The organism is Nocardia sp. CDC153, assembly GCF_035818515.1.
GTDB lineage: Bacteria > Actinomycetota > Actinomycetes > Mycobacteriales > Mycobacteriaceae > Nocardia.
The window spans coordinates 424,240-444,941 of sequence record NZ_JAYKYU010000004.1 but is presented as its reverse complement, the minus strand read 5'-3'; the positions used below and the strand labels follow the sequence as shown (position 1 = coordinate 444,941).

At 68.3% G+C, this 20,702-nt stretch carries 21 protein-coding genes; 9 read left to right on the top strand and 12 right to left on the bottom strand.

Features of this window, described 5'->3' with window-relative positions:
* Window positions 1-204: 204 nt before the first annotated feature.
* The 3 genes from lnt to VMT65_RS24570 all read right to left on the bottom strand — a co-directional run bounded on the left by lnt (window position 205) and on the right by VMT65_RS24570 (window position 4,100).
* The gene (gene lnt, locus VMT65_RS24580; protein ID WP_326311190.1) at window positions 205-1,878 is read right to left on the bottom strand and encodes an apolipoprotein N-acyltransferase; all 1,674 of its coding nucleotides are present in this window, start codon (window positions 1,876-1,878) and stop codon (window positions 205-207) included.
* 73 nt (window positions 1,879-1,951) lie between these two features.
* Entirely contained in the window at window positions 1,952-3,547 is a 1,596-nt protein-coding gene (locus tag VMT65_RS24575; RefSeq protein WP_326310748.1) for an amidohydrolase, read from the bottom strand.
* Window positions 3,548-3,668: 121 nt separating this feature from the next.
* Window positions 3,669-4,100, bottom strand: a complete 432-nt coding sequence (locus tag VMT65_RS24570) for a MarR family winged helix-turn-helix transcriptional regulator (protein ID WP_326310747.1) — start codon at window positions 4,098-4,100, stop codon at window positions 3,669-3,671.
* 61 nt (window positions 4,101-4,161) lie between these two features.
* Here VMT65_RS24570 and VMT65_RS24565 point away from each other — a divergent pair, with 61 nt between their 5' ends.
* Window positions 4,162-5,064, top strand: coding sequence for an LLM class flavin-dependent oxidoreductase (locus VMT65_RS24565; RefSeq protein WP_326310746.1), 903 nt, complete (start codon window positions 4,162-4,164; stop codon window positions 5,062-5,064).
* A gap of 36 nt (window positions 5,065-5,100) precedes the next feature.
* Here VMT65_RS24565 and VMT65_RS24560 read toward each other — a convergent pair whose 3' ends face one another.
* From VMT65_RS24560 to VMT65_RS24550, 3 genes are all read right to left on the bottom strand, one after another.
* The gene (locus VMT65_RS24560; protein ID WP_326310745.1) at window positions 5,101-5,595 is read right to left on the bottom strand and encodes an FxsA family protein; all 495 of its coding nucleotides are present in this window, start codon (window positions 5,593-5,595) and stop codon (window positions 5,101-5,103) included.
* Window positions 5,596-5,675: 80 nt separating this feature from the next.
* Entirely contained in the window at window positions 5,676-6,338 is a 663-nt protein-coding gene (locus tag VMT65_RS24555; RefSeq protein ID WP_326310744.1) for a response regulator transcription factor, read from the bottom strand.
* 26 nt (window positions 6,339-6,364) lie between these two features.
* Window positions 6,365-7,597 carry a sensor histidine kinase gene (locus VMT65_RS24550; protein WP_326310743.1) on the bottom strand — a complete coding sequence of 411 codons (1,233 nt, stop codon included), beginning with the start codon at window positions 7,595-7,597 and terminating at the stop codon, window positions 6,365-6,367.
* Between the two features lie 110 nt (window positions 7,598-7,707).
* Between VMT65_RS24550 and VMT65_RS24545 the strand changes: the two genes are divergently transcribed.
* Window positions 7,708-8,478 carry a TSUP family transporter gene (locus tag VMT65_RS24545; RefSeq protein WP_326310742.1) on the top strand — a complete coding sequence of 257 codons (771 nt, stop codon included), beginning with the start codon at window positions 7,708-7,710 and terminating at the stop codon, window positions 8,476-8,478.
* 18 nt (window positions 8,479-8,496) lie between these two features.
* Here the strand turns inward: VMT65_RS24545 and VMT65_RS24540 are convergent, their stop codons facing one another.
* Window positions 8,497-9,306, bottom strand: coding sequence for a TetR/AcrR family transcriptional regulator (locus VMT65_RS24540; RefSeq protein ID WP_326310741.1), 810 nt, complete (start codon window positions 9,304-9,306; stop codon window positions 8,497-8,499).
* Between the two features lie 186 nt (window positions 9,307-9,492).
* Between VMT65_RS24540 and VMT65_RS24535 the strand changes: the two genes are divergently transcribed.
* From VMT65_RS24535 to VMT65_RS24525, 3 genes are all read left to right on the top strand, one after another.
* On the top strand, window positions 9,493-11,019 hold the full coding sequence (locus VMT65_RS24535; protein ID WP_326310740.1) for a TldD/PmbA family protein: 1,527 nt from the start codon (window positions 9,493-9,495) through the stop codon (window positions 11,017-11,019).
* A 38-nt stretch (window positions 11,020-11,057) separates the two neighbouring features.
* The gene (locus tag VMT65_RS24530; protein ID WP_326311189.1) at window positions 11,058-12,452 is read left to right on the top strand and encodes a TldD/PmbA family protein; all 1,395 of its coding nucleotides are present in this window, start codon (window positions 11,058-11,060) and stop codon (window positions 12,450-12,452) included.
* Window positions 12,453-12,544: 92 nt separating this feature from the next.
* Window positions 12,545-12,832 (top strand): hypothetical protein, encoded by a 288-nt coding sequence (locus VMT65_RS24525; protein WP_326310739.1) that lies wholly within the window; start codon window positions 12,545-12,547, stop codon window positions 12,830-12,832.
* A gap of 19 nt (window positions 12,833-12,851) precedes the next feature.
* Here VMT65_RS24525 and VMT65_RS24520 read toward each other — a convergent pair whose 3' ends face one another.
* From VMT65_RS24520 to VMT65_RS24505, 4 genes are all read right to left on the bottom strand, one after another.
* Window positions 12,852-13,997, bottom strand: a complete 1,146-nt coding sequence (locus VMT65_RS24520) for an RNA polymerase sigma factor (protein WP_326310738.1) — start codon at window positions 13,995-13,997, stop codon at window positions 12,852-12,854.
* The gene (locus tag VMT65_RS24515; RefSeq protein WP_326310737.1) at window positions 13,994-14,398 is read right to left on the bottom strand and encodes a YciI family protein; all 405 of its coding nucleotides are present in this window, start codon (window positions 14,396-14,398) and stop codon (window positions 13,994-13,996) included. Before VMT65_RS24515 ends, VMT65_RS24520 begins: the two co-directional genes overlap by 4 nt.
* 45 nt (window positions 14,399-14,443) lie before the next feature.
* Window positions 14,444-14,941, bottom strand: a complete 498-nt coding sequence (locus tag VMT65_RS24510) for a pyridoxamine 5'-phosphate oxidase family protein (RefSeq protein ID WP_326310736.1) — start codon at window positions 14,939-14,941, stop codon at window positions 14,444-14,446.
* Between the two features lie 101 nt (window positions 14,942-15,042).
* Window positions 15,043-15,648: a GNAT family N-acetyltransferase gene (locus VMT65_RS24505; protein ID WP_326310735.1), complete on the bottom strand. Its 606-nt coding sequence runs from the start codon at window positions 15,646-15,648 to the stop codon at window positions 15,043-15,045.
* A 194-nt stretch (window positions 15,649-15,842) separates the two neighbouring features.
* Between VMT65_RS24505 and VMT65_RS24500 the strand changes: the two genes are divergently transcribed.
* Together VMT65_RS24500 and VMT65_RS24495 are read left to right on the top strand one after the other, a co-directional pair.
* Complete coding sequence (locus VMT65_RS24500; protein ID WP_326310734.1) at window positions 15,843-16,439, top strand: dihydrofolate reductase family protein; 597 nt, start codon at window positions 15,843-15,845, stop codon at window positions 16,437-16,439.
* A gap of 126 nt (window positions 16,440-16,565) precedes the next feature.
* Window positions 16,566-17,534 carry a S1C family serine protease gene (locus tag VMT65_RS24495; RefSeq protein WP_326311188.1) on the top strand — a complete coding sequence of 323 codons (969 nt, stop codon included), beginning with the start codon at window positions 16,566-16,568 and terminating at the stop codon, window positions 17,532-17,534.
* A 36-nt stretch (window positions 17,535-17,570) separates the two neighbouring features.
* On the opposite strand, the gene VMT65_RS24490 is transcribed toward VMT65_RS24495, so the two are convergent.
* Complete coding sequence (locus VMT65_RS24490; RefSeq protein WP_326310733.1) at window positions 17,571-17,837, bottom strand: helix-turn-helix transcriptional regulator; 267 nt, start codon at window positions 17,835-17,837, stop codon at window positions 17,571-17,573.
* Window positions 17,838-17,914: 77 nt separating this feature from the next.
* Here VMT65_RS24490 and map point away from each other — a divergent pair, with 77 nt between their 5' ends.
* Both map and ctaD read left to right on the top strand, forming a co-directional pair.
* Window positions 17,915-18,682 carry a type I methionyl aminopeptidase gene (gene map, locus VMT65_RS24485; protein ID WP_326310732.1) on the top strand — a complete coding sequence of 256 codons (768 nt, stop codon included), beginning with the start codon at window positions 17,915-17,917 and terminating at the stop codon, window positions 18,680-18,682.
* 201 nt (window positions 18,683-18,883) lie between these two features.
* Window positions 18,884-20,650 (top strand): aa3-type cytochrome oxidase subunit I, encoded by a 1,767-nt coding sequence (gene ctaD / locus VMT65_RS24480; protein ID WP_442790299.1) that lies wholly within the window; start codon window positions 18,884-18,886, stop codon window positions 20,648-20,650.
* Window positions 20,651-20,702: the final 52 nt, after the last annotated feature.

Sequence of the window (20,702 nt, the reverse complement as noted above, 5' to 3'; positions counted from 1 at the left end):
GCAACGAACAGCGTTGGCGGAGCGCAGATTTAATTCAGTTACCTCATGGCAAACCTCGCGATGGTCGCTTAACTCGCATAAGGGAACCGCGCAAACTCGGACATACCAGCCAAACAGTAAGTCCGAGCTACGAACTGGCGAATCTTGTGTCGCCGCAGCGGGACGGCCCTCGTCGCACGTGCCCGCTGGTATTACGCCGAAAGGTTAATCGACATCCCGGCCGGTCTGTTCCACCGGGTGCGTGTTCCGCCGCCGAGTGATCCCCGCCACAGTGGCAGCCGCGGCAAGAATACACAATCCGACCTCCGGCGCGGGACCCAATCGTGTCGCGAGTGTCGTGTTGTCGCGCAGCGGCAGGGTCGCTACCAGCGCCGCGGGCTCGAACTGCGGGGTCTGCTGCTGGATCGTGCCGTCGGCGGTGATCATCGCGCTCACGCCGGTGGTCACCGAAACCACCACGGCGCGACCGTGCTCCACCGCGCGCACCCGCGACATGGCCAGCTGCTGATAGGTCATCTCGCTGCGGCCGAAGGTGGCGTTGTTGGACGGCACGGTGAGCAGCTGCGCCCCGGCGCGCACGGATTGTTCGAAGGCGCGGTCGAAGGCGACCTCGTAGCAGGTGGCCACGCCGATGGTGACGGGCGCGCCGCCGCCCGCGGGCTGCACGTGCACCACGCCGTTACCGTGGCCGGGGACGAAATAGCCTGCGCGGTCGGCGTATTCGGAGAAGTGGCGGAAGAAGTCGCGGAAGGGCAGGTATTCGCCGAAGGGCTGGATGATCTTCTTGTCGTGGCGCTCCCCCGGCCCGGCGTCGCCGTTCCAGACGATGACCGAGTTGGTGGTGGTGCGATCGTCGTTGACGAGCACCGCGCCGACCAGGATGGGCGCCTTCACATCCTTGGACGCCTGCGAGATCTCTTGGGCCGCATCGGCATTGCGCAGGGGGTCGATATCGGAGGAGTTCTCCGGCCAGATCACCACGTCGGGCTGTTTCGCGCGGCCGGCGGCGATGTCGCGGGCCAGTTCCTCGGTGCGCTTGACGTGATTGTCGAGAACCGCGCGGCGCTGGGCATTGAAGTCCAGGCCCAGGCGCGGCACGCTGCCCTGGATGGCGGCGACCGTGATCGGCCGGTTGCCGTCCTCCGGGCCGGGCAGCGCGGTCCGGAGGATCACTCCGGTAACGGGAACTATAGCCACAAGCATTGCCGCAGCAACAATCCGGTTCCAGGATGTGAGACGCGAGGCCCCCCATCTGGGAGAATTCGATGTGACCGCAGCCACTTCCGAGCTATCGGCACCGACGCCTCGCAACCTTCGCAATGTGCGCAGAATCAGTGCCGCCAACCCGGTTCCGGTGAGTGCCACCGCGAAGCTCACCAACGGCGCCCCGCCGATCATCGCGAACGGCAGATACCACCCGTCGGCCTGCCCGAAAGCCAGCTTCCCCCAAGGAAACCCGCCGAACGGAAAACTCGCCCGCCCCCACTCGGTCAACGACCACACCGCCGCCACCCACACCGGCCACCCCGGCAGCGTCGCGACCCACCGAGTCAGCAGCCCGAACAACCCGACGTACACCGAACACGCCACCGACAACGCGATCCACGGCACCGGCCCGACGTAGATCCCCGTCCACGGCAACAACGGCAGGAAGAACGCCATCCCCCCGACAAACCCAACCCCGAATCCCCCACGCGCCCGCGACGTTCCACGCACAGCAAGCGTGAGCACCGCGATCCCCACCGGCGCGAGAAACCACAGCGTCCGCGGCGGAAAACTCAGATACACCAGCAGCCCGGCCACCACGGCCGCGGCCGATCGAGTCACCGTGGGATGCGAACGGGCCCAATCCAGGGCCCGTTCTCCGAGCGAAGCCATGTCGTCGTTCCCATTGTCGTCGTTCTGGTTCGGCTCGGATACGGCGGTCCCGGAAGGGGTTTCGGGGTCGTGCTCAGGCTTCATGGATGGTGACTCCGCGGTGCACGGTGCGCAGGCAGCGCGGGGCGGGGGCGTCCGGGGTGAGGGGCGGGAGGCCGGGGACGCGGGAGCGGGGGTCGGTGGACCAGCGCTGGACCGAGTCGGCGGCGGCCGCGACCACGAGGTCGGGGGCGTCCCAAATGGCGTAGGAGGCAGGGGCTCCGGGGACGAGGGTGCCCGCGATGCCGTCGCGGACGCCGCCCGCGCGCCAGGCGCCGCGGGTGGCGGCGGCGAAGGCGGCGCGGGGGGAGATCTGGTGGCCGGGGGTGCGGTGGTTGACCGCGGCGCGCAAGGCTTCCCAGGGGGCGAGGGCGGTCACCGGGGCGTCGGAGCCGATGGCCAGGGAGATGCCCGCGGAAGCCATGGCGGCGAAGGGGTTCAAGGTGGCGGCGCGGTCGGCACCGAGGCGTTGCGCGTACATGCCGTCGGGGCCGCCCCAGGCGGCGTCGAATCCCGGTTGGACGCTGGCGATCACGCCCCAGGCGGCGAGTTTGGCGATCTGCTCGGGGGTGATCATCTCCGCGTGCTCGAGGCGGTGCCCGCGCGCGGCGACGGCCGGGCCGCCGAGCGCGTCCACGGCCCGCTCGAATCCGGCGACGACCGCGTCCATGGCGGCGTCGCCGATGACATGGAAGCCGGTCTGGATGCCGGCCTCGGTGCAGGCGAGCACATGGGCCGCAATGGTTTCGGTGTCCAGATAGGACGTGCCCGTGGTGTCGCGGTCCGCGTAGGGCTGCCGCAGCCAGGCGGTGTGCGAGCCGATCGCCCCGTCCACGAACAGGTCACCGCCGAGCGCGTGCACCCCGAGTTCCTTGACCACCTGGCGCGCCTCATCGGCGGTACGCACCGCCTGCCCCCAGTAGGCGCGCACCTCGACACCGTGCGCGAAGTCGAGCAGTTCGCGCACGTCGGTCGCCCCGGAGATCTCGGGTCCCGCGCATTCGTGCACGGCCACAACACCATTGGCGGCAGCCGCATCCAGCGCCGCCTGCCGCGCGCCATCGCGCTGCTCCCGGCTCAACGCGCCCAGCGCCGCCCCCCGCACCCGGTGATGCGCGTCAGCCCGCAGCGGCTCACCCCGCGTGTATCCGGTGGCCTCGGTGATCCCCTCGACCTGATCCAACAACGCCGAGGACGCCACCGCCGAATGCGCGTCCACCCGAGCCAAATACACCGCCCGCCCCGGCGCGGCCGCGTCGATCTCCTCCACCGACGGCGGACGCCCTTCGGCCCACCGCGTCTCGTCCCATCCCTCCCCGAGGATCACACCCTCGGGTCGCGCGGCCGCGAATTCCCGCACCGCCGCAAGACATTCCCCGAGCGACCCGGCCCCCGCCAAATCCAGCCCCGTCAGCTTCAACCCCAGCGCCGTCACGTGCAGATGCGGATCCACGAACCCCGGCGCCACGAACGCCCCGTCGAGCTCCACAACCTCCGCATCCGGATGCAACGCCCGCCCCGGCTTGTCCAACCCCACCCACACCACGACCCCATCACTCACGGCCATGGCCGTAGCGTCAGGATTGCTCGAACTGTAGATCCGACCGCCGACAAGCAACTGGGTACTCACGAGCGCCCAGTCTGCCCCACTCCCGCCTGACACCGGCAACCGCACTCACCGACTGTGACCTGTGCCCACCATTCCACGCGGCAGCTATCCGCCGCCGCGCTTGTCGATCCAGGGACCGCGCTCACCGGGTGAGTGTGCGCAGCGCCTCGATCAGACTCGAACCGTCCGCGCCGAGCGGTTCGAGGAAGCGTGCCTCGGCTTCCGCGCGGAGGCGCTCGGCGGCGGCCAATCGCTGCTGACCGGCCGGGGTGAGTTCCACGATGTTCTTGCGCCGGTCCTCGGGACTGCGCCGCCGGGCGAGCAGTCCTTTGCTCTCGAGGAGGTCGGTGAATTGCATCATCGTGGTCCGGTCGATCCCGAGTCGCTGTGCCACCTCGAGCTGCGACAGCGGGGTGTCGGTCGCGTCGAGCAGTACCAGCACCGCCAGTTCGCGACTGTCGATCCCCAAGGGCCGCAAGGCTGTTCCGATCTCCTCGGCCAGTCGAGCGTAGGCGTGTTTGAGCAGGTAGCCGAGGCGGGAGCGAAGCACATCATCGGGCGTGGGCGAGGCCATGCAACGAATATTACCGCCCTACTGATAGTCAGCTCTCCTGACGATCAGTAGGATTGATGGAGTGACGAATATCAGTTTCGGCCTCAAGACCACCCCCATGCGCGTCGAATACCGCGACATCCTGCACGTGTGGGAGGAAGCCGACGAGCTGCCCGAGATCGCCGACGCTTGGCTCTGGGATCACCTGCTCCCCTTGGCCGGTCCCCCGAACGGCTCGATCCTCGAGGGCTGGACCCTGCTGGCCGCCCTCGCAGCCCGCACCCGCCGCCTCCGCCTGGGACTCCTGGTGACCAGCAATCGAATTCGCGAGCCGGCAGTACTCGGCAAGATCGCCAGCACGGTCGACGCCATCTCCGGCGGCCGACTCATCATGGGTTTGGGCGTCGGCGGCACCCGCCAGCCCGCCGACACCGGCGGCATTCCCGGCCCGAACCCCGCCGAGGCCGAATACGCCGCCTACGGCCTACCTCTGGTCTCCCCCGGCGAGGGTCTCGCCCGACTCGCGGAAACCATCCGCATCCTCGAAAACATGTGGACCGAACCGCAATTCGACTTCCACGGCCGCTACTACACCCTCGAAGCCAACCGCAACGAACCCAAACCGCCCCGCCGTCCGCCGCTGCTCCTCGGCGGCTGGGGCGACCGCACCCTCCGCCTCATCGCCGCACACGCCGATCTGTGGAACCTCCCCGGCCCACCCCACAACGACCTGGCTTTCCTGACCGAACGCTCACGCGTCCTGAACACCCACTGCGCGGCCCTCGGCCGCAACCCGTCCGACATCACCCGCTCGGTGCAGTACATCGTCGACCACGACAACCCCGCAGCCACCCGCCGCACAGTCTTGGATCTCATCGACGCGGGCTTCACCCATATCGTGCTGAGCCTTCGTGCGCCCTACCCGGACAAAGCGGCGACTTGGCTGGTCGAAAACGTAATCACCCCGGTCCGCGACCAACTTTGAGGCCGCACGAACCGGGGTGACGAAACAAATCGAAGCTCAGCGCGGATCGATGGCGCGGTGGCCGTTGCCCTGACCGTCGTCGTAGTACTCGGTGACCACGGTGGCGTCGATGACCTCACCGTCGGGGTCGATCACGACATTGCGGTACCCGTAGGGGCCCACCGCGGTGGCGACCCGGCTCAGGCGGCGCGCGGCGAAGGCCGCGACGATCGGGCGGAACACGAACCGCGTCACCGGCAGTAGAGCCAGCAGACCAAGGGCGGTCGTGAGCAGGCCGGGCACGAACATCAGCACCGCGCCGACACCGACCAACGCCCCATCGGCCACCGCGGTCCCCGGATCGAGCTCACCCCGCGCGGCCCGCCGAAACCCCTGAAACACCCGCCGCCCCTGCGACCGCACCAGCACCAACCCCACAGCCGACCCCGCCAACAACAGCAGGATGGTCGGGAAAACGCCGATGAAATGCCCCACCACGATGAGAGTGGCGATCTCGGCAACAAACCAGGCTAGGAACAACAGTGCAGCCATCGGGCGATCCTTTCGATCGATCTACCCATGCAACGCGCAAGCCTCGCGTTTTTCTCCCGTCTGCGTCCCCGATCACACCCTCAGGCGCTGCCGGGGCGGACTAGGCCGGTTTCGTAGGCGAGGACTACGGCTTGGACTCGGTCGCGGAGGCCTAGTTTGGTGAGGACTCGGCCTACGTGGGTTTTGACGGTGGCTTCGGAGAGGAAGAGGGCGGCGGCGATTTCGGCGTTGGAGCGGCCGGCGGCGATGTGTTCGAGGACTTCGCGTTCGCGGGCGGTGAGGACGTCGAGGACGCCGGGGTCGCGGCCGGCGGCGGGGTCGTCGGCGATGAGGCGGTCGAGGAGGCGTTTGGTGACCTTCGGGGAGACGACCGCGTCTCCGGCGGCGACGCTGCGGATGGCGGAGATGAGGTCCTCGGGCGGGGTGTCCTTGAGCAGGAAGCCGCTGGCGCCGGCGCGCAGCGCGCCCAGGGCGTGCTCGTCGAGGTCGAAGGTGGTCATGACGAGAACGCGGCTGCCGCAACCGGATTCGATGATGCGGGCGGTCGCGGTGACGCCGTCGGTGATCGGCATGCGCACATCCATGAGCACCACGTCGGGCCGCAGCTCAGTGGCTCGCGCGATGGCGGCCGCCCCGTTGTCGGCCTCCCCCACCACGTCGATATCGGGGTGGGCACCGAGCACCATCCGCAATCCCGCGCGCATGAGCTCCTGGTCATCGACAACTAGAACGGTGATCGGCACCCTGACAACCTATCCGTACCGCGCGCTCACTCGCGGTCGAGGGGGATGGTGGCGCGGACGGTCCAGCCGCCGAGGGGGTTTCGGCCCGCGGTGAGGGTGCCGCCGAGGACGGCCATGCGTTCGCGCATGCCGACCAGGCCCAGGCCGCTGCCGGGGATGCGGGTGGGGGCCGGCTCGGCAACCGTGAGTTTGGTTGCGGTGGTGGTGGATCCGTGGGGGCAGGCACCGTTCGGGGTGGCCGGGGTCAGGGGTGGGCCGCCGGAGTCGGTGATCTCGACCAGGACGTCGGTGTCGCGGCGGGTGACGCTGACCTCGGCGTGCGGGTCGGGGCCCGCGTGGCGCAGGGTGTTGGTGAGCGATTCCTGGACGATGCGGTGGATGCCGAGGCTGACCTCGGGGGTGACGGTGTCGAGTTCGCCGGACAGTTCCAGCGACACGTCCAGTCCGGCGCTGCGCATCATGTCCACGACCTTGGCGATGCCCGCGGTGCCGTGCTGCGGAAGTTGTTCGGGCGCATGCTCGGTGCGCAGCAGCTCGACGGTGCGGCGCAGTTCGCGCAGCGCGTCCCGGCCGGTCCCGGCGATCGTGGTGAGGGCCTGTTCGGCGGCGTCCGGATTCTGACGCAGGGCATAGCGCGCCCCGTCGGCCTGCACGATGATGACGCTGACCGCGTGGGCGACCACATCGTGGAGTTCGCGGGCGATGCGGGTGCGCTCGGCGGCCACGGCGTCGTGGGCGCGGCGTTCGCGGTCGTAGTCGGCGACGGCCAGCCGGGCCGCGACCTCGGCGTCGTAGGCGTGGCGCGCGCCCACGAATTCGGCCAGCGTCCAGCACAACGCGTAGTAGAGCGCGGTGAACGCGATGTCGGTGCCGCTCGGTTTGCCGATGGCCGCCGCCGAGATCAGGCTGTCGAGGATCAGCACGCCGAGATAGAGCAGCCCTTCGCGGCGGCCGACGTAGGCGACCAGCGTGTACAGCATGATGCCGAGCCCCAGCAGCGCGGGATGCACGGACTTGTCGTCGACACCGCCGTGCACCACCGAGGTGGCGACCGACAGTGCCACCATGCCGATGGCCGCCGCCCGGGTATGGGTGCGGCGGAACACGATCGGCACCACCAGCAGCACACTCATCACCAGGTAGCTGGCCTTGGAGGTGCTGTTGCTCACCGCCAGCACATCGATGCCCAGCAGCAGCACGGCCAGGGTCGAATCGGTGATGACGGGCTTGCCCCGCAGCCACAAACTGAACCGACGCACCCATCCACCCTACGGTCGCGGCGGCTCCACCCTACGGCCGCGGCGGCGAAGCGCCCGCCCCGGCACTCAACCGTTTGATCTTGCTCGGCCCTTTCTGGTTGGGTCTGCCTGTGAGCCTTGCGGACTGGGCGGTCCTACTGACCGCGGCGACGGCGGCCGGTTGGGTCGATGCGGTGGTCGGTGGCGGCGGATTGATCGTCCTGCCGACCTTGTTCGTCGTCCTGCCGGGCCTGGCCCCGCAAACGGCCCTGGGCACCAATAAGATCGCGGCCTTCTCCGGAACGAGCGCGGCCGTGCTCACCTTCTCCCGCAAGGTCCCGATGCGCTGGAAGGTCCTGCTCCCCGGCGCGGCGATCGCCGCGGTCGCCGCCGCCTGCGGTTCCGCGGCGGTCGCGTTGATCGACAAGCGGCTGTTCATCCCGATCGTGATGGTCGTGCTCGTCGGCGTGGCGATCTTCGTGACGATGCGCCCCTCGATCGGGGTCACCATGGCCACCCATCCCCCGACCCGCCGCAAGACGATCCTGGTCGTGGCCCTGGCCGCGGGGTTGATCGGCCTCTACGACGGCGTACTCGGCCCCGGCACCGGCACCTTCCTGATCATCACCTTCGCGACGCTGCTCGGCACCGAATTCGTCCGCGCCGCAGCCATGGCGAAGGTCATCAACTGCGGCTCGAACCTGGGCTCGCTGATCTTCCTGGCGAGCACCGGCCATGTCCTGTGGGCCCTGGGCCTGTCCATGGCGGTGGCGAACATCGCCGGTTCGATCGTCGGCTCGCGCATGGCGATCGCCAAGGGCGCGGGTTTCGTCCGCGCCGTGCTGCTGGTCGTCGTCATCGTCATGGTCGTGCGCCTGGGCTGGCAGCAGTTCGGCAGCTGACCCCAACCCCGTCGACGATCAGACGCGAGCGTCTTCCGGCTGACGGACCGGGTGGTAGCGGGAGGGGTCGAAACCGGGGCGCGGCAACGACTCCTGGGTGAGGCGGTGGACCGTGCCGATGGGGCGCATCGGCTCGGGCTCGGGGCGTAGTGGGACCTCCGGCAGCAATTGGGTTTGCTCGCCGGGCAGTTCGCGCGGGGCGGGGGCGGGTTGAGTCAGCCAGGGGGCCAGCACCTTCGAGGTGGTCTCCTGGATCTTGCGTTGCAGCGCTTCACCGTCCTCGAGCCCGGGCCGCTGGAACAGCACGGTCAGCGCGCCCGACACGGCCCCGACGACCGCGCCGACGAGCGCGGCCGCGCCCACGTCGTCGAGCTCCTCGGGGAAGGCGGCGCGCAGCTGCCGCGCGATCTCCTGCTGGGAGGCGAGCTGGGCGTAGGCGGCGCGCCCGGACACGGCCGGCACGGTGCGCGAAACCTGTGCGCGCAGTACGGCGATGCGCGCGGCCAGGGTGTCACCGAGGTGGTCGCCGGGATTGTCGCCGGCGGCGCGCAGGGCGCGCAGCAGCACCTCGACGGGGCGTTCCCCGGGGCGGCGGGTGGCGATGGCGCGCACGGCGGCCTGCACTCTTTCGTCCGGCTCGGGGAACAGCAGTTCCTCCTTGCTGGCGAAGTAGTTGAAGAACGTTCTGGTGCCGACTTCGGCGGCGGCCGCGATATCGGCGACGGTGGTCGCCTCGTATCCTCGGCTCTCGAACTGTTCTACGGCGGCTTCGAGCAGGGCTCGGCGGGTACGTTCCCGTTTGCGATCGCGGAGTGCGGATGGCGGCACGCGGGCAGACAGTACGGCATCCGGTCAGCAAAACGTGGCATGTCCAGCGCGTGTGCGTGCCGTTTCACGCTGCGCGCGTTGGCACTTCACGCATTGTTGCAGCGTATGCAGGTTTGCACGGCGTGATTTTCTTTCGGGGTGAGTCGATTGTTGAACCCTCGGCGTGTCGGCCTCTAGGTTGGTTCGGTGAGCATCGCTACCACCGTCGTGGACGACCAGTTCCGCGCGCTGCCGCTGTCCGCGCTCGCCGACGCCGCCCTGAGCGCGGCCCGGGCGGCCGGGGCCGAGTACGCGGACCTGCGCGTGCATCGACTTGTGCAGCAGTCCATCAGGTTGCGTGACGGGCGTGTCGAATCGGTGTCCGACAGCACCGATCTCGGGTTCGCGGTGCGCGTGATCGTCGACGGCACCTGGGGTTTCGCCTCGCACGCCGACCTGACCGTCGACACCGCCGCCCAGGTGGCCCGGCAGGCGGTGACCGTGGCCACGACGCTGCGGGCACTCAATCGCGAACGCGTCGAGCTGGCGGACGAGCCGATCTACACCGACGCGCAGTACGTCTCGGCCTACGACGTCGACCCCTTCTCCGTCCCGACCCCGGAGAAAGTGGCGCTGCTGCTGGACTATTCGGAACGCCTGAAGGCCGCCGACGGTGTGGACCACGTCACCGCGTCGGTGCTGCAGGTCAAGGAACAGACCTTCTACGCCGACACCTTCGGCTCCCGCATCACCCAGCAGCGGGTGCGCCTGCACCCGCAACTCGAGGCCATCACCGTCGACCCGTCGGCGGGCGTGTTCGAGACCATGCGCACCCTCGCCGCCCCGGCCGGTCGCGGCTGGGAGTATGTGACCGGCGCGGACGGAACCTGGGACTGGACAGGCGAACTCGCCCAGATTCCGGAGTGGCTGGCCGAGAAGGTGAAGGCCCCGACCGTGCAGGCCGGTCCCACCGATCTGGTCATCGACCCGACGAATCTGTGGCTGACCATTCACGAGTCCATCGGCCACGCCACCGAGTACGACCGCGCCATCGGCTACGAATCCGCCTACGCGGGCACCTCTTTCGCCACCCCCGACCAGCTCGGCAAACTGAAATACGGCACCCCGATCATGCACGTGACCGGTGACCGCACCCAGGAGCACGGCCTGGCCAGCGTCGGCTGGGATGACGAGGGTGTGGCCGGACAGCAGTGGGATCTGGTGCGCGACGGCATTCTCGTCGGCTACCAGCTCGACCGAGTCTTCGCGCCCCGCTTGGGACTCGAACGCTCCAATGGCTGCTCCTACGCCGACTCCGCCCACCACGTCCCGATCCAGCGCATGGCGAACGTGTCGCTGCAACCGGATCCGGTCAACGACACCAGCACCGCCGAGTTGATCTCCCGCGTGGAGAACGGCATCTACATCGTCGGCGACAGGTCCTGGTCGATCGATATGCAGCGCTACAACTTCCAGTTCACCGGCCAGCGTTTCTTCCGTATCCGCAATGGCGAGTTGGCCGGGCAGCTGCGCGATGTCGCCTACCAGGCCACCACCACCGACTTCTGGGGTTCGATGGAAGCGGTCGGCGGCCCGTCCACCTGGGTGCTGGGCGGCGCGTTCAACTGCGGCAAGGCGCAGCCCGGACAGGTGGCCGCGGTCTCGCACGGCTGCCCGTCGGTCCTGGTGCGCGGCATCAACATTCTCAATACCCGCGCCGAAGCCGGGCAGTAGGCAGCATCTTCTCCACGAAAGGACCGACAACGGTGAGTGTGCTCCCCGCCCCCGAGGTCGTCGAACGCGCGCTGCGATCGTCCCGCGCGGACGAGGCCGTGGTGATCGTCACCGACGCGCACGAGGCGTCGCTGCGCTGGGCCGGAAATTCCATGACCACCAACGGTTCCTCGGTGGCGCGGGACTGGGCGGTCGTCTCGGTGTTCCGGGATGGACCGAATGCCGCCCGCGTGGGCAGTGTCAGTTCCACCAGTGTGGATCCGGCCGATATCGAGGCCGTGGTGTGCGCCAGCGAGGAGGCCGCGCGCACCGCCGAACCCGCGCGCGACGCCATGCCGCTGCTGAACCCGGACGCCGTCGTCGACGCCGCGGACCAGCGCCTGGACTGGGCGGGCGATCCGGCGACCACCGATATCGGCGTGTTCACTGCGCTGGCAAGCGATCTCGCCACCGGATTCGACGGCGCGGACCGCCTCTACGGTTTCGCCCACCACCAGATGCACTCCACCTGGCTGGGCACCTCCACCGGCGTGCGGCGACGCTGGGTGCAGCCGACCGGTTCGGTCGAGATCAATGGCAAGCGCGGCGCGGGCGCGGAGCTGGCCAGCGCCTGGGTCGGCACCGGCACCACCGATTTCACCGACGTCGACACCCCCGGACTGCTCGCCGAGCTGTCCCGCCGCCTGGACTGGAGCAAGCGCCGCGTCGAGCTGCCCGCGGGCCGCTACGAAACCCTGCTCCCGCCCTCGGCGGTCGCCGACCTCATGATCTACATGGCCTGGACCATGGAGGGCCGCGGCGCACACGAGGGCCACACCGCCTTCTCCCGCGCGGGCGGCACCCGAATCGGCGAGCGCCTCACCGACATTCCCCTCACCCTCTACTCCGATCCGGCCGCCACCGGCCTGGAGTACCGGCCGTTCGTGGCGACCCCGTCGTCCTCGGAGTCGCTGTCGGTCTTCGACAACGGCCTGACTGCCCAGCGCACCGACTGGATCGGCGCGGGCGTCATCGAATCCCTGGTCTACCCGCGCGCCACCGCCGCCGAATTCGACGCTCCCGTCACGGTTCCCGGCGAGAACCTGCTCATGACCGGCGGCACCGACGCCACCCTCCCGGACATGATCGCCAACACCGAACGCGGCCTGCTGCTGACCTGCCTCTGGTACATCCGCGAGGTCGACCCCGCGACCCTGCTCCTGACCGGCCTCACCCGCGACGGCGTCTACCTGGTCGAAAACGGCGAAGTCACCGCCGCGGTCAACAACTTCCGCTTCAACGAAAGCCCCCTCGACCTCCTGCGCCGAGTCACCGAGGCGGGCCGCACCGAAATCACCCTCCCCCGCGAATGGAAGGACTGGTTCACCCGAACCGCCATGCCACCGCTGCGCATCCCCGACTTCCACATGTCCTCGGTCAGCCAGGCCACCTAGCCCGATACTCCTTGGCTGGCGGCCATGGAACATCTTGCCTACGTTGCGATCTGCGGCGAAGAATCAAGGGACCGTCGGCGTAGGAAGAAGCTATGACCCCCGTCCCGCACATCGATGGGCCCCCACCGCTGTGGTATCTGGCGCTGCTGCTGGTGAGTGGGATCGTTCTGCTGGCGTTGGCCATCCCGCGGTCTCTGGATTGGTGGTGGCGCTCGGCCAATGCGGCGTGCGGCAGTTTGTGTGTCGGTTACTGGATCTATCTCGCGTTCTTCTTCCATACCGGCACCTATCTGATCCTTCTGAACTTGTTCGTGCTGCCCGCCATGCTGGTCGTCATATCGGTGTCGGCGTTGCGCGGCAAGCGATCACGAAATAGGTGATCGCCAGGGTGGCTGCCGATCAGCGGCGGAGGAGTTGGTGGAGTCGGGCCGCCTCGCGGGTCAGGTGGTCGCGTTCGGGCATGCTGGTGGCCGTGTGGGCGGCCTCGACATACAGCTGGGCGGCCTGTTCGAGGTCCCCGGTCCGTTCGAGCAGGTAGGCGCGAACCGCGGTATAGCGCGGCAGATTCGGATCCAAAGCCTTCAGTTCCGCCAAGCCCGCCTGCGGCCCATCCGCCTCGCCGACAGCCACGGCGCGGTTGAGGCGGACCACGGGGTTGTCGGTGAATCGCAGCAGTTCGTCGTACCACTCCACGATCTGCACCCAATCGGTGTCGGCGGCGGTCGGGGCATCGGCATGCAGGGCGGCGATCGCGGCTTGGGCTTGGTATTCGCCGAGGCGATCGCGGGACAGGGCCGCTTGGAGGATCATCACCCCCTCGGCGATAAGGCCGGTGTCCCATAGGGATCGGTCCTGCGCCGCGAGTGGGATCAGCCGACCGTCCGGGCCGAGACGGGAGGCGCGGCGGGCGTGATGTAACAGCATGAGCGCCAGCAGCCCCGCCGCCTCGGGTTCGTCGGTGGCGGCGGCGAGTTGGCGGGTGAGGCGGATCGCCTCGGCCGCTAGGTCGATATCGCCGCTGTAGCCCTCGTTGAACACGAGGTAGAGCACGTGCAGGACCGTCGCCGGATCGCCGGGCCGATTCAACGGCAGACCGGACAGGCGCTTCTTGGCGCGGCTGATCCGTTGTGCCATGGTCGCTTCCGGCACCAGGTAGGCATTCGCGATCTGTCGCGTCGTGAGACCGCCGACCGCCCGCAGCGTCAATGCCACCGCCGAGGCGGGCGACAGCGACGGATGCGCGCACAGGAAATACAGCCACAGCGAGTCGTCGGTCCCCGAGACCGGCCCGCTCTCCGGCTCCGCCTCCACCGCGAGTTCCCTTCCACGCCGGGAGTTTTCGGCCCGGGTGGCATCGAGGAACTTGTGCCAGGCGGCGGTGACGAGCCAGCCTTTCGGATCGCGCGGCGGATCCTGCGGCCAGGTTTCCACCGCGCGCACCAGCGCCTCCTGCACGGCGTCCTCGGCCGACGCGAAATCGGCTCCGCGCCGGACCAGGACACCGATCACCGCGGGCACGAGCTCCCGCAGCAGCGCCTCGTTCATTCGGTCACGACGGGCAGCGAGGACAGCACCGGCCGCAGTTCGAGCCACTCGTGAATCGGTTTGCCGCCCGCGCCCGGCGCCAGGGACAGTTCGGCGGCCAGTTCGAGGGCGCGCTCATGGGATTCGACGTCGATCACCATGAAGCCCGCGATCAGGTCCTTGGTCTCGGCGAACGGCCCATCGGTGATCGGACGGCCGTCGGCGTCGGCGGTGACGAAGCTGCCCTGCGGGGTGAGGGCCAACTCGTCGACGAACTCGCCGGTGTCCACGAGCCGGTTGGCGAAGTCCTGCATGTATTTGATGTGGGCGCTGACCTCGTCGGGGGTCCACTGATCCATCGGGATGTCGTTGGCCGAGGCCGGTGCGCCCCGGTAGTGCTTGAGCAGCAGGTATTTGGCCATTGTCTTCTCCTGGTGTGTGTAGGGCCATTCTGGCCGGAATCGATCTCAGGCGTCTTGGCGTTCGGCGCGTTCGCGGACCAGTTCCTCGACTGCGCTGGGCAGGGTGGTGTCGAAGTCGATGAGCTTGGCCCAGGTCGGGGTGACGACAATGCGGACCATGCCGTCATAGAGCGAGCGCACCTCGGCCTCCCACTCGACGCGCTGCTCGGCGGTCATCTCATAGCTGCCGTTCATCTGCAGGTACTCCCACGGAATGCCGTCCACGACATCCAACTCGACCCGACCGCGAATGAGCAGGATCTTGGGCGGATGCACCTCGGTGTCGATGGTCAGCGCGACCATCGGGTTCTTGCGCAGCGCGTGCAGTTTCGGGGCGTTCTTGCTGGTGCACAGCACGATCTCGGTGCCGTTCCAGTGGAAGGCGATGGGGATGCTGCGCGGGGTGCCGTCGGTGGCGACATACGCCAGGCGGGTCAGGTCGCGGGCCAGCAGTTCCTGGCTGAGCGGACGGTTCAGGATTTCGGTGATCTCGTTCGGTTCCATGCACCAGGGACGAAGCCGCCGACAGGTTCTCGACATCCACCGCGAAATTTCTCGAAATTTTTTTCGCACCCGCTCGAGCAGCGCAAACGCCGCGGCGCGCACTACATGCGCGGTCGGCGCATGAACCAGTTCGGCACGCCCAGCACCTCGGCCTCGTCGATGACGGAGAAGCCGAATCGCTCGTAGAACCGCACGTTCTCGGGCTTGTCGGTTTCGAGGTAGGCCGCCGCGCCCCGATCGTCCACGCGCGCACAGAAATCGGTGAGCATCATCGTCCCGATGCCCAGCCCTTGCAGACCGGCATCGACCGCCACCGGCCCCAGATGCCAATGCGGTTCGGCCAGATCGCGCTGTGCCCACGCGGTACTCCAGCGCACCACCCGCCCGGTCGTACCCGGTGGGGTGCCCAGCACGACCGTGGGCAGAATCCGCGCCTTCTCCCCCGGCGTCGTGTGACAGCGACCCGGCGGGGCCATACCGCACACCCCGACAACCCGCCCCTCCCGCAGCGCCCCGCCCACGGTCCCGCGCCCGGCCAACCCGTGCACGGCCGGACGGAAGAACCTGGTCAACGCCCGTTCCCGCCGCCCCGAATCCGCCGCGAACGCGGCCCGATTGATCGGGTTGTCACGCATTCCGCGCCCGAGCACCCCCGCCGCCTGGCGCAGTTGCCCCCGAGCCAGCTCTCGCACCTCGATCTCGACCATCGCCGCGCCCCTGTCGTGCCTGGATCTGCGTCCATCATCCCCGCGTCGGCGATGCTCGGGCGCGAAACCGTTGCGCGCCAAGAGTTCGGCGAAAATTCTCTCGAGATAAACGATGATTCCCCGATACCGGCTCCGACTTCATCGCAGAGACGGCAATCCTCGCCGTTTCCTTCCACACATGAAGGAGTAAGACCATGAGCAAGGTAGTCACCGGCGCGAGCATGTCCCTCGACGGCTTCATCGCGGGCCCCGGCGAAACCGGGTTCGAGCACCTGTTCGCCTGGTACCAGAGCGGTGATGTCCCCATCGCCAGCACCCATCCCGAGATCCCGTTCAACCTCACCCCCTCCGATGCCGCCTACCTGCAGAACTGGCTCGACAGCGTCGGCGTCTACGTGGTCGGCAAGCGACTGTTCACCCTGACCGACGGCTGGGGCGGCATCCACCCGGCCGACAAGCCCATCGTGGTGGTCACCCACACCGTGCCCGAGCAGTGGATCGCCGACCACCCCGACGCCCCATTCACGTTCGTCACCGGTGGCGTGAAGGCGGCCATCGATGTCGCGCGCGGTATCGCCGGAGACAAGCTGGTCGGCGTCAGCGGCGGCGACATCGCGCGCCAATGCCTGGAACAGGGCCTGCTGGAAGAGATTTCGGTCGATATCGTGCCGGTGCTGCTCGGCGGCGGCGTCCCGCTGTTCGGCGCGCTGGGCAATGCGCCCGTGCTGCTCGAGGATCCGGAGATCATTCCCGGCACCCGCGTCACCCACCTGAAATACACCATCCGCTGAACGCGGTTGCGCTGTCGGCGAACCGGTTGTCGCGATGCCCGATGCGCGCGCATCCTGGTGCCAGAGCAATGTAATCATGTAATCGGGATGGTGGTCGTCGTGGACGACGAAGCTGCCCTCTCGTCGATGGACGAGAACGCGAACCCCGAGCCGGTCGCCCAACCCGGCTTCGGAACCCCCGACGCCGCGGCGCTGGACTCCTACTCGCGCACCGTGATCGCGGTCGCCAAATCGGTGACCCCGCACGTGGCCAGTGTGCAGACCCGCCGCGGCGGCGGCTCGGCGGTGGTGTTCACCGACGACGGTTTCCTGCTCACCAACGCGCACGTGGTGGGCGAGGCGAGCAATGGGACCGTGGTGTTCGCGGACGGGCTGGAAGCGAAATTCGATGTGGTGGGCGTGGATCCGCTCTCGGACCTGGCGGTGATTCGCGCCCGCGGGGGCGCACCGCGGGCGGTGGTACTCGGGGACGCCGACCGGCTGGTGGTCGGCCAACTGGTCGTGGCCGTCGGCAGTCCGCTCGGTTTGGCCGGATCGGTGACCGCCGGGGTGGTGAGCGCGCTGGGTCGCTCGGTGCCGGTGGGCAATCGGCGCGCTGCGCGGGTGATCGAGGACGTGATCCAGACCGACGCCGCCCTCAACCCCGGCAATTCCGGTGGGGCGCTGGCGGATTCGGCCGGACGCGTGGTCGGGATCAATACGGCGGTGGCGGGAATCGGGCTGGGACTGGCCATTCCGATCAACGCCACCACGCGGCGGATCATCAGCACCCTGCTCACCGAGGGGCGGGTGCGGCGCGCCTATCTCGGGGTGGTCGGGGTGCCCGCACCGCTGCCGACAGCGGTGGCCGCGCGCACCGGGCAGGATGCGGGTCTGCGCATTGTCGAGGTGGTGCGCGGCGGTCCGGCCGAGCGGGCCGGATTGCGGCGTGGGGACCTGGTGCTCAGCATCGCGCGCACGGAAATCCGTGACGCGCAGGGCATTCAGCGGCAGCTGTTCGCCGACGCCATCGGCCGGTCCCTGCCGGTGACGGTGCTGCGCAATGGGGCGATGGTCGACGTGATCGCGGTGCCGGTGGAGCTGACCGTCGACTGACCGCAACGCCGAGCCGGGTCCGGGCGCGGCAGTGGGTCAGGACGCCGAGCGGTGCGCCACGCTCGGCTGCCAGATGTCGGCCAACTCCTCGAGCGGAATGCCGAGGGTGCGGCTCAGCGCCACGACGGTCCCGAAGGCCGGGGTGGGCAGCCGCCCCGATTCGATCTTCCGCAGTGTTTCCGGTGAAATGCCCGCGTTCGCGGCCACGTCCAGCAGATCCCGGTCGCCGCGCGCGGCACGCAGCGCGGCACCCAACCGGCGACCGGCCTCGAGCTGAGCGGGCGTGAGCGGCAGTCGAACCATGCCGCCACCCTACGTCTGGTATTTAAATACCGCAACCCGCTACGCTGGTATTAAAATACCGAACGAAAGAGGTTGTGATGGTAGAGCTCAAGAGCCCCGCCGAGATCGAACGCATGCGCGTCACCGGACAGTTCGTGGCCGAGGTCCTGGCCGAACTGCGCGACAAGGCCCAGATCGGGGTGAACCTACTGGAACTGGAAGCCCTTGTGCGCGAACGCATCCGCCAGCGCGGCGCGGTCTCCTGCTACTGGGACTACTCCCCCTCGTTCGGTCGCGGCCCGTTCCGCAACACCGTCTGCCTCTCGGTCAACGACGCCGTGCTGCACGGCCTCCCGTTCGACTACGCCCTGCGCGACGGCGATGTGCTGACCATGGATCTGGCCGTGAGCCTCGACGGCTGGGTCGCCGACTCGGCGATCACCACCATCGTCGGCACCCCCGACCCGGAAGACGTGCGCCTGATCCGCGCCACCGAGGACGCCCTCGACGCGGCCATCGCCGTCGCTCACGCGGGCAATACGATCGGCGACCTGTCCGCCGCCATCGCCGCCGTCGCCCACGCCGCGGGCTACCCCATCAATACCGAATTCGGTGGCCACGGCCTGGGCCGCACCATGCACGAGGACCCCCACGTCCCCAATTCCGGCCGCCCCGGCCGCGGCTACCGCCTGCGCCCCGGCCTCACCCTCGCCATCGAACCCTGGTTCGCCCGCACCACCGACCGCATCGTCACCGACCCCGACGGCTGGACCCTGCGCTCGGCCGACGGCTCCCGCACCGCCCACTCCGAACACACCATCGCCATCACCGACGCGGACCCGCTGGTGCTCACCCGCGCGGCCTGAGCGCGGGCGCCCCGGGTCGACACGCCGGCCCGGGGTCCCACGGCGCGTAGACCAAGGTCCCCGATCGCGCGCTGAAGGTCATCGACCCTGCTCGGAGGGATTCTCCAACTACTACATCGGTTAGTAGCGTGCGGCTGTTCGTGCTTCACACCTCGTCCTCGCGCCTCCTTCGGCGCGCGGACCCGCACCCGAGCCAGGAGGATGTTGGTGACCGCAGTCTCACCGAAATCCGAACTACCCCTTCCCGTTTCGCGTCCCTATCCGGCGCGGCGAGGTCCGCGGGGATCGTTGCTGTACAAGCTGGTCACCACGACCGACCCCAAGGTGCTCGGCACGATGTACCTGGTGACATCGATGGCGTTCTTCCTGATCGCCGGTGTGATGGCGCTGCTCATGCGGGCCGAACTCGCGCGCCCCGGTATGCAGTTCCTCTCGCCCGAGCAGTTCAATCAGCTGTTCACCATGCACGGCACCATCATGCTGCTGTTCTACGCGACCGCCATCATCTTCGGCTTCGCGAATATCCTGCTGCCCTTGCAGATCGGTGCACCCGATGTGGCGTTCCCGCGCTTGAACGCGCTCAGCTACTGGTTCTATGCCTTCGGCGCGACCCTGGCGACCGCGGGCTTCGTAACCCCCGGCGGCGCTGCCGATTTCGGGTGGACCGCCTATACGCCGCTGTCGGATGTGATCCATTCCCCCGGTGTCGGCGCGGACATGTGGATTGTCGGGGTGGGCGTGTCGGGTCTGGGCACCATTCTCGGCGCGGTCAATATGCTCACCACCGTCGTGTGCCTGCGCTGCCCGGGCATGACCATGTTCCGGCTGCCCATCTTCACCTGGAATGTCGTCGTCGCGAGTTTCCTTGTGCTGCTGGTCTTTCCACTGCTCACCGCGGCCGCGCTGGCGCTGTACTACGACCGGCATCTGGGCGGGCACATCTACGACCCGGCCGCGGGCGGGACCATGCTTTTCCAGCACTTGTTCTGGTATTTCGGCCATCCCGAGGTGTATGTCATCGCGCTGCCGTTCTTCGGCATCGTCTCGGAGATCTTCCCGGTGTTCGCCCGCAAGCCGCTGTTCGGCTACACCGGCATGGTCTACGCGACGCTCGGGATCGCGGCCCTGTCGATTGCGGTGTGGGCGCACCACATGTATGCCACGGGAGCCGTTCTGCTGCCGTACTTCTCGTTCATGACCTTCCTCATCGCCGTCCCCACCGGCGTGAAGTTCTTCAACTGGATCGGCACCCTGTGGAAGGGGCAGCTCACCTTCGAATCGCCGATGCTGTTCTCCCTCGGCTTCCTGGTGACCTTCCTGTTCGGCGGCCTGTCCGGGGTCCTGCTGGCCGCGCCGCCGCTCGACTTCCATATCAGCGACACCTATTTCGTCGTCGCCCACTTCCACTACACGCTCTTCGGCACGGTGGTGTTCGCGACCTTCGCGGGCATCTATTTCTGGTTCCCCAAGATCACCGGCCGCCTGCTCGACGAACGCCTGGCCAAGTGGCACTTCTGGACCACCTTCCTGGGCTTTCACCTGACCTTCCTGGCCCAGCACTGGCTGGGGAACATGGGCATGCCGCGCCGCTACGCCGACTATCTGCCCACTGACGGATTCACCGCGCTCAACACCGTGTCCACGATCGGGTCGTTCATCCTCGGCGCATCTATGCTGCCGTTCCTCTGGAATGTCTTCCGCTCCTACCGCTATGGCGAAGTCGTCACCGTGGACGATCCGTGGGGCTACGGCAACTCCCTGGAGTGGGCGACCTCCTGCCCGCCGCCGCGCCACAACTTCTACGAACTGCCCCGCATCCGATCCGAGCGACCGGCGTTCGAATTGCACTATCCGCACATGGTCGAGCGCATGCGCGCCGAAGCGCATGTCGGGTGGGGCGCACACTCCCACGCGGTCACCGAAAGGCAAGCGCAGGAGGCCAAAGGAGACGACACCCGGAGTTCATAACCGCGCGGTTCCCACTGTGGGCTTGACCACAGAGCTGTGATCCAGCTAACGT